This window comes from Parachlamydia sp. (assembly GCF_050255895.1).
GTDB lineage: Bacteria > Chlamydiota > Chlamydiia > Chlamydiales > Parachlamydiaceae > Parachlamydia > Parachlamydia acanthamoebae.
In genome coordinates this window covers 1-11,727 of sequence record NZ_JBFWIR010000087.1, presented here as the reverse complement: position 1 = coordinate 11,727, position 11,727 = coordinate 1, and the positions used below count along the sequence as shown (strand labels likewise).

Genomic DNA, 11,727 nt, shown 5'->3' with positions numbered 1-11,727 from the left:
CGGTGCCCATCATGGATCATGATAAGTTCTTTATTTCCATTCTCTAAAGCACCTATCAGAACCAGAACACAGGGTCGATCTTCTTCTAAACGAATGTTAAAATAAATCCCCTCCGCCCAGATATAAACATACTTTTTTGCGGATAAATCACTTTTGAGCCCCTTTACGAAGAATTTCTTCGAGAGGATTATTTTGTTCATTTGTTGATGGCATTTTTTCTGAAGAAAAGCGAAAATCTTCCATGAGCGCACTCCCATTTAGTTTTTGTGGTAAAAAACATTTTAAGGATGCGCTCTCTTTTTTTCACCTCATACACAACTTTTGATCATATCTCGAGTTTCCTTTGGATGAGACGTTAGCAGTTTTACTTAAGGCTAAAGAAAGATTTTTACGCGAATAAATTGATGAAAACTGAAACTTCCATCTTAAAATAAACTATAGGCTTAGAAAGGGAGTGAGATGGCCATTGGCATTGAATTCGGCTCCTGAGTAGGCGGTTATTTTCTGTAACCGCCCGAGACTGTTTTCCTTAACTATTGATATTCAGAATCGTTGATCATAATAGTAAAATCTAAATCGTCGTACGATAAACTATCGATTGATATCAGGTATGGCATTTCCTCTATATCAACAAAAACGCCTTCTGGAGTACTCGAGAATTGGCTTGGAGAAATATAAATTCTTTTCGCTTCTTCTTTAGTGCCTGCTTTGTTGAATTTGTCTACGCATAAAAAGAATAGATTTTTCCTATTCTTATTGTTGTCGTCGCAAAGTCCATTCATTATCATTCCCGTTCCTGTCCCAATCATCATACTGGCCATTTGATAGCACAATGGTGCTGCAATAGGGGCCGCGAGGCCGATAACACCAACAAGAGGGGCACAAGCAATAAAAACACAGCCCACAACAATATATGAGTTAATGTAAATTTGTTCATCATTTTTATGCTTTTTCTCGATCAAGCCCTTATGCTTTTTTTAAATAAAAATTTATAATTTCTTGGGTCGATCGGAAGCTTTAATTCAGCTACTTTATTTCTAAATAGATGATACAAATCGTCTGATGAAATGCGCGTTCCTGTTTGCTCTTCTGCAAAGGACTTAAATGATTGTATAAAATCCTTAAGATCTTCAACACTTGTTTTGTTGGAAAAAGATTCTAATTCTTTTATAAGTTTTTTTAATTTTCTTGTGGGATCTAATTTTTTTATAAATCCTTTCGAAAGTTGTTCACCTTCATATGAATATAAAGGCGTTATTGATATTGTTGTAAAAGCTAGCAAAGCGATATACGAACAAGCGTTATAAAAAGTATTACGAGAAAAGTAATTGGTATAAAACATTTTAATTTAACCTTCCAGTCAAAATTGAATCCAAGCGAATATAAAAACGAAAAAATACACACATTTATTGTCCATCCAAAAACGAGAGGCGCAAGCACAAATCTAATTAACGTTAATTTCATTTCAGAGCTCATATGAACCACTTTTTTATATGTTTAAAATAATTTTCGCTATTTCTACTCTCTTCATTTTCATCTTAACCATGTTAGACTCCTTTGAGTTATATTTTTTTTGAGAACCTAATGACGGCAATTTAGCAACCACGCTTAGAAGCCATAATTTAATACAATCATCTTACTAGCAATTAAGATTGTTCAAGTAAACATAGTATGTAAATTAAAATATTTACACTCTGTTTTTGTCGCCAAAAAGCTTATGTGCTAGTCCGTGAGAAAAACCAGATTTTAATGATTGTTTTTTTGCTTCATCGTTAGTACCAAATATTAATTCTTCAATTTCGAGTGTCAGTTCCCCGAACGGTATTCCAGGCTTAGCGTAAAAGAGCGTATTTACACAACACATTGCAAATCTGAGAATATTTTTGACTAGGTATTTTTATCAAAGTCCATTTTTTAAATCAAATTTTTTTAATACGAAAATCACTCTCTTTTCCCTAAACAGAAGAATTTAAGTGGAAGTAAACCGTCAGGTCACCTACAATTTTGGTTTACGAAAAAAGCAAACATTTCTAATTGATGACATTTGAGTAGACGTATGATTATTGGAGTGCCAAAAGAAGTAAAAAATCACGAATATCGCGTAGGATTGACTCCTGCTAACGTAAAAAGATTAAAGTTAAAGAACTCCAAGATTCTGAATTCGCTCTCATGCATGAAGGACAAACGCTTTTTTGCTATCTACACTTGGCTCCAGACCCCGTACAAACACGTCATCTTATCGAAAGAAAAGTGACTGCAATTGCTTACGAAACCATCACAGATTCGCATGGTCGTCTTCCTTTATTAGTTCCAAGTGAAATTGCAGGTAGAATTGCGATTCAAGTGGGCGCTGTCGCATTGCAGCTGAATAATGGTGGAAAAAGATTCTAGTTCTTTTATAAATTTTTTTAATTTTCTTGTGGGATCTAATTTTTTTATAAATCCTTTCGAAAATTGTTCTCCTTCATATGAATATAAAGGCGTTGTTGATATTGTTGTAAAAGCTAACAAAGCGATATACGAACAAGCGTTATAAAAAGTATTACGGAAAAAATAATTGGTACAAAACATTTTAATTTAACCTTCCAGTCAAAATTGAATCCAAGCGAATATAAAAACAAAAAAATGCACTGATTTATTGCCCAACCAAATACGAGAGGCGCAAGCACAAATTTAATTAATGTTAATTTCATTTCAGAGCTCATATGAACCTCTTTTTTATATGTTTAAAATATTTTTTTGCCGCTCTCTTCATTTCTTTCTTTACCATGCTAGACTCCTTTGAGTTATATTTTTTTTGAGAACCTAATGACGGCAATTTAGCAACCACACTTAGAAGCTATAATTTAATAAAATCATCTTACTAGCAATCGAGATTGTTCAAGTAAACATAGTATGTAAATTAAAATATTTACACTCTGTTTTTGTCGCCAAAAAGCTTATGTGCTAGTCCGTGAGAAAAACCAGATTTTAATGATTGTTTTTTTGCTTCATCGTTAGTACCAATTCTTCAGTTTCGAGTGGCAGTTCCCCGAACGGTATTCCAGGCTTAGCGTGAAAGAGCGTATTTACACAACACATTGCAAATCTGAGAATATTTTTGACTAGGTAGTTTTATCAAAGTCCATTTTTTAAATCAAATTTTTTTAATATGAAAATCACTCTCTTTTCCCTAAACAGAAGAATTTAAGTGGAAGTAAACCGTCAGGTCACCTACAATTTTGGTTTACGAAAAAAGCAAACATTTCTAATTGATGACATTTTGAGTAGACGTATGATTATTGGAGTGCCAAAAGAAGTAAAAAATCACGAATATCGCGTAGGATTGACTCCTGCTAACGTAAAAAGATTAAAAGATTGTGGACACACAATTTTAGTCCAAGAGGGTGCAGGAGAGCAAGTCGGTTTTAGTAATAGTGATTACGAGGCTGCAGGAGCACAAATTGTTCCAACAGCTGCTAAAGTATTTCAAAGCGAACTTGTGATTAAAGTTAAAGAACCCCAAGATTCTGAATTCGCTCTCATGCATGAAGGACAAACTCTTTTTTGCTATCTACACTTGGCTCCAGACCCCGTACAAACACGTCAACTTATCGAAAGAAAAGTGATTGCAATTGCTTACGAAACCATCACAGATTCGCATGGTCGTCTTCCTTTATTAGTTCCCATGAGTGAAATTGCAGGTAGAATTGCGATTCAAGTGGGCGCTGTCGCATTGCAGCTGAATAATGGTGGGAAAGGAGTCCTTTTAGGTGGTGTTCCTGGTGTCGCTCCTGCACATGTAGTCGTGCTAGGTGGTGGCGTTGTGGGAACTGAAGCGGCCCGCATGGCGATGGGATTGGGTGCTCAAGTGACAATTATCGATAGAGATTTGAATCGCTTAAGACAGCTTGATGCCCTTTTTGGTCCGCGCTTAGTGACGCTGTATTCTACGCCAACAGCGATTGCTGAAAGTTTGGCTAAAGCAGATTTAGCGATTGGAGCCGTTCTGATTCCAGGCAAAAAAGCGCCTCGTCTCGTTTCGAAAGAAATGGTAGCGAATATGTCTGCAGGTTCTGTGATCGTGGATGTTGCGATTGACCAGGGCGGGTGTTTTGAAACAGCAGTTCCGACGACGCATGCAAATCCGACATATGTCATTGATGGAGTGGTGCATTACTGTGTGACAAATATGCCAGGAGCCTGTGCTGCGACATCGACGCGTGCATTGACAAATGCGACAATGGAATACACGCTTGAATTGGCGAATAAAGGAATCAAAACAGCTTTGTTAGAAAATGCTTATTTAAGACAGGGTGTAAATCTATATCAAGGCAATGTGACTTATCAACCGGTTGCGCAAGATCTCGGGTATGAATATTGTCCTCTTGAAGCCTGTTTAAATTAATGGAAATGGCATGCGTTATATTATTGGCATCGATTTAGGCACAACGAATAGCTGTGTCTCTTATATTGATACACATCATCCCAAACTGGCTGTGGAGACTTTGCGTGTCCCTCAGTTAAGCGCCGCTGGATTTGTAGAAGCACATGCCATCCTACCTTCATTTTGTTATCTCAGCTTGCCACACGAATGGCCAGCTGGGAGTTTTGATCTTCCTTGGAAAAAAGAAAATTCTTTTGCTGTTGGCCGATTCGCCCAAGTTCAAGGTGAAAAAACACCCAACCGTAGTGTTCAATCTGCTAAAAGCTGGCTTTGCCACTCTGCCGCAAGTCGACGAGATAAAATCCTTCCTTTTGAAACTTCCGATGGTATTGAAAAAATCAGTCCTGTTACAGCTTCTTCTCGCTATCTTCAACACATTCGAGAAGCGTGGAATTTTCTGATTGGAAAAGGAAATCCTGAAGATGAATTTGAAGCCCAAGAGATCATTTTAACGGTTCCTGCATCTTTTGACGAGGTGGCCCGTTCGTTAACAGTGGAAGCTGCTAAGCAAGCAGGTTTTGTTTCAATGACTCTTTTGGAAGAACCTCAGGCGGCATTTTATTGTTGGATTTCGGCCCATGAAAAAAAATGGTTGGAGATTTTCAAAGAAGGTGATTGCATCCTTGTTTGCGACGTAGGTGGGGGAACAACCGACTTTAGCTTGATTGAAGTGATCTCGCGTGATGGCCAGCTCGCTTTTCAGCGGATGGCTGTTGGTGATCATCTGCTATTGGGTGGGGACAACATGGATGTCACCTTAGCTTATTATTTGGAGAACAAGCTTGGATCTGAACTCACTCCATTGCAACGTTTACAGCTGAACTACCAAGCACGCCATGCCAAGGAACAGCTACTCGATGCAGCAGCAGATGAAGAAGCTAGTTATCAATGTGTGTTGCAAGGGACAGGATCCAAAGTGATTCAAGGAAGCCATCACATCCAAGTGACGAAGAAAGAAGTGCAAAAACTTTTTCTCGAGGGATTTTTTCATCTATATCCTTGGGGAGAAGCAACCCAGCTTAAACGAGGGACGTCGTTTCGAACCATGGGGCTCCCTTATGAGTCTGAGCCATCTATCACCAAGCATCTTGCCCACTTTCTACAGAAAGCTTCACACATTTGCAAAGAAATGCGTCCTCCTAATTTTGTTTTAGTCAATGGGGGCACAATGAAGCCAGCCCTTTTCCAGCAGGCATTGATGGATTCTCTGGCTACTTGGTTTCCCGATCAAACTGCGCAGCTTCTTACTTCTCCTTCTTTAGATTTAGCCGTTTCGCGTGGGGCAGCCTATTATGGTAAAGTTCGTCGAGGTCTAGGGGTTAAAATTTCTGGAGGCGCACCACGTGGATATTATTTAGGCATTGAAACCAAAACGGCCGATCAAGCTTCTGCGTTCAAGGCTCTCTGTTTACTGCCAAGAGGATCGGAAGAAGGGGCCACTTTTGAGCCAAAAGAAATCTTTGGTTTGCTGCCGAATAAACCCGTTTCCTTTCAATTGTATAGCAGTGAAGTTCGACTTGGAGACCAGCAAGGAGAGCTTATCGATATAGATCCTAAAGAGCTTCATCCTCTTCCTCCCATCCATACAATTCTCCGTTTTGGCAAGGGTAGTGATGAGCAAAAAATCCCCGTGCATTTATACATTGCTCTAACGGCGATTGGAACATTAGAGCTTTCCCTAAAATCGCAAAAAACGGCACATGAGTGGGCTTTAGAATTTCAAGTACGTTCGGCAGCTGGGCAAGAGGATAGTTTACTTGGAATACAAGCTGCTCGATCGGATGAAGTTTTCGACCAAGCGTTTCTTAAAAAAGGGAGCGATTTGCTTGTTGAGCTGTTTACGGCTCCTAACCAGGCTCCAAAAGAGATCATGGAGAAACTGGAAAACGCGATTGAAAAGCCTCGAGGAGAGTGGTCTCCGAGTGTTTTAAGAAATTTGTGGGCAACTTTAATTGCACAAGCCCCTCAACGCAAACGGACGGAAGAATTAGAAAAGCGCTGGTGGAACTTGGCGGGTTATTTTCTACGGCCAGGTTTTGGCTTTCCGTTAGATGATTTTCGGATCAAAGATTTATGGAAAATTGTCCTAGAAGATTTTAAACGCAATAAGGATGATGACGTTCAAATTCAGATGTGGATTTGTTATCGACGCATCGCAGGTGGATTAAATAAAGGGCAGCAGGTGCAATTAGCGAATGAGCTTTTAGCGTCTTTTTGGAATAAACGCTCGAATACTTTTGAAATCAAAGGAAGAAAATTTCTCTATCAGTACGCCGAAAAAATTCGAGCAATTGCCTCTTTTGAATTACTTGATCTCTCCTTAAAAATTAAGTTGGGAGAAGCCTTATTGAAACGGATTGTTGCCGGAGAAGGAGAGGCTTACGACTACTGGGCTTTAGGGAGAATAGGAGCTCGACACTTATTTTATGGTTCAAGTGCTAATGTGGTGCCGCGTGATGTTTGCACCAGCTGGCTCAAGACGTTACTTGGGTTGAACCAAAAAGATTTACGACCTTATATCTTTGCTATTTTGCAACTGGCGCGTAAGACAAACCATCCTGAATTGAATCTTGTCAATGAAATGGTTCAACAAGTAGAGAGTATTTTAGATCACGAATTGCATGCGGCTGAATTAAAAAAGCTTTTGCAAAATGAAGGGCAAGCTAGCCAAGAAGACCGTGATAGAATCTTTGGTGAACAGCTTCCTCACGGTCTTACAATGAATCTTTCTTAGGAGGGAGCGGGAACGTAAAAATAGAGTTCCAAGAGAGCTAAGATTCCTAAGAATAGAAAAAGCGTGAAGGTCACGGGAGGAACGGGGATCTGTAAAGATAGGGCAATCAGGACAAGAAATTGTAGGAAAGTTGAAATTTTCCCGCTCCAAATGGATCTAACGCGATGTTGGCTAAGCCGATTTGTTACAATCAGGTAACATGTATAGGTGATAACGGCCAAATCTCGGCAAAAGAATGCGACGAGTTCCCAAGTTGTCACTGGGGCATTTTCCTGCACAAGCACGCTAATAATAAAGATCACAAAAAGTTTATCCATCAAAGGATCTAGCAGTGTTCCAATACGGCTAGAAAGATCATAGCGGCGCGCATAATATCCATCCAAAGCATCACTCAACATGGCTAAAATCAAGGCAGCAATGCGATAAAAGGTATTTTCCTGCAAAAACACCAGAGCTAACGGAAGTCGGGTTAGCGAGATAAGATTTGGAAGGGTGAACATAAACAATCCAGCATTAAATTCTTGGGCTTTACTGAATTTTGGATCTCTTTGATTTTCAGCTAGAAAAATCCAAAAACTCAGATGAGTATAGCTACATGTTAGTTTAATGTCTCAGCATTTTAATTTCACGATTTCTTCGCAATTACCTTAATCTTTATTTCTATTTTGAAAGACGTAAACTGATTAATATGACAATCAGTGTGACCCCCACGTCAGCAAAAATGGCTAATGCCAGATTACTCATGCCAAAAAGAGCTAATCCAATAAAAATGAGTTTAATTAAAATAGCTAGTGTTGTGTTAAACTGGATGGTCCGAATGGTTCTACGTCCCAGTTTAACGAGATAGGGGATAATATCTAAACGCTCATTTAAAATCACGATGGATGCGGCTTCGAGAGCGGTATCGCTACCGAGTGAGCCAATGGAAATCCCCACGTTTGCCAGAGCCAAAGCAGGTGCGTCATTTACCCCATCTCCCACCATGGCAACGGTGTCGTATTTATGAACCAAATCGCGTATTGCTGAGGCTTTGCCTTCAGGCAATAAACCTGCCTTGACTTCTGAAATACCAACTTCCTTTGCAATCACCTTGGCTGGAGAGGGATGGTCACCTGTCAACATCACGGGCATAATATTCAATTGCTTAAGTCCTTCAATAAGTGCCTTGCTTTCAGGTCTTAGTTGATCTGTCAAGCCTATAACACCTTCCACACCTTGATGTGTTGCAATCACGATCGAGGTTTTACCCTGCTTTTGCAAGTTTTCCACTTCATCCACGACTTCTTGAGGAACGGCATGCTCTTCTAATATAAAGGGCAATTTTCCAATGCAGTGATGTTTATCATCGCAAATCAAGCAGTCCGCTTTTGCACCTTTACCCACCACGCTTTGAAAATTTTCCACTTCATGTGGCGTTAATTTGCCATCTTTGGCTGCATTGACAATGCTTTGTGCTAATGGATGCTCAGAAAAGATTTCTATGCCAGCGGCGCATTCTAATAGGTGTTCTTTAGTGTGGTTGCCAAATGGAATAATATCGCTAACCATTGGCTGCCCGTAGGTGAGGGTGCGTGTTTTATCCAGGGCAATGGCTTTGATTCGTCCGATAGCTTCGAGGAATCTTCCCCCTTTGATCAGGGCTCCTTGTGCAGAAGCATTGCCAATGGCCGAATAAATTGAAACGGGTGTGGAGATGACCAAGGCGCAGGGGCAAGCAATGACGATGAGGGCCAGTCCACGTAAGAGCCAAACATCGAAAGGTTCATTGTAAAATGCGGTGGGGATAAAGACTAAAAAGAAAGCCATTAAAATGACAGCAGGGGTGTAATACTGAGAAAATGTTTCGATAAATTTTTGAGTATTGGCTTTAACTTTTGTGGCTTGAAAGGTGAGCTCTTTGATTTTGGCAAAAGTTGTGTCTTCGGTTGTCTTTGTAACTTCGACCTCTAAGAAACCTTGTTTGTTTAATGTGCCGGCAAACACTTGATCGCCAGGAAATTTGTCTTGAGGAATTGGCTCTCCCGTGATGGACGATTCATCTACATAGGAACTGCCGGCCACAATTTTGCCATCCAGAGGAATCATATCAGAAGGTTTTATAAGAACCGTTTCCCCTACTTTAACTTGCTCGATGGGGACTTGTTGATTGCCTTGCTTGAGGATAGCAAATTTAGGCATTTTTTCGATTAATGCACCTAAAGCCGACTGGCTTTTTTCGATCCCCATATCCTCTAATTTTTCTGCCAACGTATAAAGGACAATCACAACCGCTGCTTCCTCGTACTTACCCAAATAAAAGGCCCCCGCGACCGCAATGAGCATGAGTGTGTTGATATTTTTAAAATCGAAGGTGATAAGAGCTTTAAACCCATGCCAAAGCGTTTGATAGCCAATGCCCAGGATGACTGCTAGCAAAAAAGGAATTTTAATTTCGGCGGGTAAATGGATATTTGCTAAAGCTAGGAATTCAAGAATTCCGACTAGGCCGCACGTGATCAGCAGCCAAACAAATTTTTTATCTTGAAACATGAGTGCAGTCCTCGTTTTTGCAATCGTCGTTGTTCATTCACTCATAAATAAACGAGTTAGTCTCTAAATGATAGGAGTTTCTCGTCTTTTTTTAATCCAAAGGATCAGGAGAAAGAGAACAAGAAGGGCTGCGAGAATACCGATAAAAATAAAATTATAAGTTTTAAAGGTGTGGATGAGCAAGGCATAGTTTTCGCCGAAAGTGTAGCCTAGATAAAACAGAACAGAACTTGAAATTAAGCAAGCAAAGCCGTCCCGAAGCAAGAATTTGAGGTAATGCATTTTGCCAAGTCCAGCAGTCATGAAGAGGGCATTGCGAGCCCCTCCAGGAATGAAACGGCCAACAATGAATGTAAAAATGCCAAACTTTTCATAGTAATGATGCAGTCTGGCGATGCGCTGTGGAGTGAGAATCCGGTTGAACCAACGGATGTCGTAGAGCTTCGGACCTAACAGTCTGCCAATCCAGTAGGCGATGGAGGCAGAGAGCCAGCATCCCATGTACACCCAGATAAATAAACGTTTCGTGTGCTCAGGAATGCATGTGCTGGCTAGTGTGCCTGCAGTTAAAAGACAGAGGTCTTCACTGATCGGTACATTAAAGCCAGCCAGAATTAAGAGCAAAAAGATGATCCAGTGAGCAGAATCTGCATGAGCACAGGCATACTGAACGACTTCTTCCATCTGATTGCTCCCAGCACCTTATTCGCTTACACAGTTTCGTTTTGCATGAGATTCGCACAATTTTTTGCATCCCATCCTTTTTTAAGAATCGCCATTTTTTTGTTGGAAATTCCACCAAGGAATTCAATGGCATTCAAAAGACGGGCGCGTGTCAGATCTTTTCCTAAAATGCCGACAGAGTCAAAGAGAGGAGGCCCTTGATTTTTCCCCATGATACTTGCGAATAGCAGAGGCATAACCACTTTTTTGTGGTTAACGCCAAACACTTCTGCAGCTTTGCGGGAGGCCTGGTTGGCACCTGTATTGCCCCAATCTTCCAGTTCATCCATACTCCAAATCATCGATTGCAGGATAAAGCATGCTTGTTCGGGCGTATGGCCTTTGACTGCAAATAATTCCGGCGTATAGCGCAGGTGATTAATGAAAAAGAAATCGCATAACTCCATGAATTCCCCGAAGGTTTTGATTCGAGAATGGCACAAAGGCATGAGTTTACGCATAAATTCATCACTAAAATTCCACTCTTTAAGCCGATCTAAAAGCTTATCTTCTGGAATATTTTTGATGAGGTATTGCTGGTTGATCCAATCGAGTTTTTGAATGTCAAAGACCGCCCCAGAAACCCCGATTCGCTTGTAATCGAATTCATTGACCACATCTTCGAACGAGTAAATTTCCCGATCTCCCGGCATACTATAGCCCATGAGTGAGAGGAAGTTTACAAATGCTTCGGGGAGATATCCACTATCTCGATAAAAGAAAATAGAGGTCGGATTTTTGCGTTTAGAAAGCTTTTTGCCATCTCGGCCCAATAAGAGGGGCATATGCATGAAAACAGGAGCTTTCCAACCAAACAGTTCATAGAGCAAAACGTGTTTAGGTGTAGAGCTCATCCATTCATCGCCGCGGATCACATGGGTGATTTCCATTAAATGGTCATCCACCACGTTAGCCAAATGGTAGGTAGGGAAGCCATCGGACTTCATCAACACCTGATCATCTACATCCGCCCAAGGAAATACCACGCGTCCTTTAATAGCATCTTCATAGACACATTCTCCCTTTAGGGGAACTTTTAAACGCACTACATAAGGGAGGCCAGCTGCTTCTTTTTCTGTAATTTCTTCCGAACTTAAATTTCGGCAACGTCGATCGTATCCTTGTCTCCCGCCCGATTTAGCGAGAAGTTCACGCATCTCGGAGAGTTCTTCAGCTGTGCAAAAGCATTTGTAGGCACCATCTCTTGCGAGGAGATGCTCACATTCTTCTTTATACATAGGAAGTCGTTCAGATTGTCTGTAGGGGCCGTAGTTGCCACCAATATCTGGGCCTTCATCCCATTCAATTTGGCTCC

The 11,727-nt window shown here is 40.6% G+C and carries 8 protein-coding genes and 2 pseudogenes; 3 read left to right on the top strand and 7 right to left on the bottom strand.

What is annotated here, in order from left to right:
- The 3 genes and pseudogenes from AB7E63_RS12320 to AB7E63_RS12310 all read right to left on the bottom strand — a co-directional run.
- Nucleotides 1-158 (bottom strand): annotated as a pseudogene (locus tag AB7E63_RS12320) (IS256 family transposase); the annotation flags it as partial.
- 375 nt (nucleotides 159-533) lie between these two features.
- Entirely contained in the window at nucleotides 534-962 is a 429-nt protein-coding gene (locus tag AB7E63_RS12315) for a hypothetical protein (RefSeq protein ID WP_428419600.1), read from the bottom strand.
- Nucleotides 959-1,342, bottom strand: coding sequence for a hypothetical protein (locus AB7E63_RS12310; RefSeq protein WP_428419599.1), 384 nt, complete (start codon nucleotides 1,340-1,342; stop codon nucleotides 959-961). Before AB7E63_RS12310 ends, AB7E63_RS12315 begins: the two co-directional genes overlap by 4 nt.
- A gap of 714 nt (nucleotides 1,343-2,056) precedes the next feature.
- Between AB7E63_RS12310 and AB7E63_RS12305 the strand changes: the two are divergent.
- The 3 genes and pseudogenes from AB7E63_RS12305 to AB7E63_RS12295 form a co-directional block, all read left to right on the top strand.
- Nucleotides 2,057-2,379 (top strand): annotated as a pseudogene (locus tag AB7E63_RS12305) (alanine dehydrogenase); the annotation flags it as partial.
- 895 nt (nucleotides 2,380-3,274) lie between these two features.
- Nucleotides 3,275-4,387 carry an alanine dehydrogenase gene (ald, locus tag AB7E63_RS12300; protein WP_013924290.1) on the top strand — a complete coding sequence of 371 codons (1,113 nt, stop codon included), beginning with the start codon at nucleotides 3,275-3,277 and terminating at the stop codon, nucleotides 4,385-4,387.
- 10 nt (nucleotides 4,388-4,397) lie between these two features.
- A complete protein-coding gene (locus tag AB7E63_RS12295; RefSeq protein ID WP_428419598.1) occupies nucleotides 4,398-7,160 on the top strand; it encodes an Hsp70 family protein in 2,763 nt (920 codons plus the stop codon).
- Here AB7E63_RS12295 and AB7E63_RS12290 read toward each other — a convergent pair.
- From AB7E63_RS12290 to gltX, 4 genes are all read right to left on the bottom strand, one after another.
- Nucleotides 7,157-7,660: a CDP-alcohol phosphatidyltransferase family protein gene (locus AB7E63_RS12290; protein ID WP_013924292.1), complete on the bottom strand. Its 504-nt coding sequence runs from the start codon at nucleotides 7,658-7,660 to the stop codon at nucleotides 7,157-7,159. The two genes, AB7E63_RS12295 and AB7E63_RS12290, sit on opposite strands and share 4 nt — an antisense overlap.
- Nucleotides 7,661-7,820: 160 nt before the next feature.
- Entirely contained in the window at nucleotides 7,821-9,689 is a 1,869-nt protein-coding gene (locus AB7E63_RS12285; RefSeq protein ID WP_428419597.1) for a heavy metal translocating P-type ATPase, read from the bottom strand.
- A gap of 63 nt (nucleotides 9,690-9,752) precedes the next feature.
- Complete coding sequence (locus AB7E63_RS12280; protein WP_006340209.1) at nucleotides 9,753-10,373, bottom strand: DedA family protein; 621 nt, start codon at nucleotides 10,371-10,373, stop codon at nucleotides 9,753-9,755.
- A gap of 26 nt (nucleotides 10,374-10,399) precedes the next feature.
- Nucleotides 10,400-11,727, bottom strand: a 1,328-nt coding sequence (gene gltX, locus AB7E63_RS12275; protein WP_428419596.1) for a glutamate--tRNA ligase, incomplete at its 5' end; no start/stop codon positions are given.

Excerpts from the sequence above, each read along its gene's own strand:
- AB7E63_RS12310 (WP_428419599.1), bottom strand. The coding sequence starts at position 1,342 with ATGTTTTATACCAATTACTTTTCTCGTAATACTTTTTATAACGCTTGT.
- AB7E63_RS12290 (WP_013924292.1), bottom strand. The coding sequence starts at position 7,660 with ATGTTCACCCTTCCAAATCTTATCTCGCTAACCCGACTTCCGTTAGCT.
- AB7E63_RS12295 (WP_428419598.1), top strand. The coding sequence starts at position 4,398 with ATGCGTTATATTATTGGCATCGATTTAGGCACAACGAATAGCTGTGTC.
- ald (WP_013924290.1), top strand. The coding sequence starts at position 3,275 with ATGATTATTGGAGTGCCAAAAGAAGTAAAAAATCACGAATATCGCGTA.
- AB7E63_RS12280 (WP_006340209.1), bottom strand. The coding sequence starts at position 10,373 with ATGGAAGAAGTCGTTCAGTATGCCTGTGCTCATGCAGATTCTGCTCAC.
- AB7E63_RS12285 (WP_428419597.1), bottom strand. The coding sequence starts at position 9,689 with ATGTTTCAAGATAAAAAATTTGTTTGGCTGCTGATCACGTGCGGCCTA.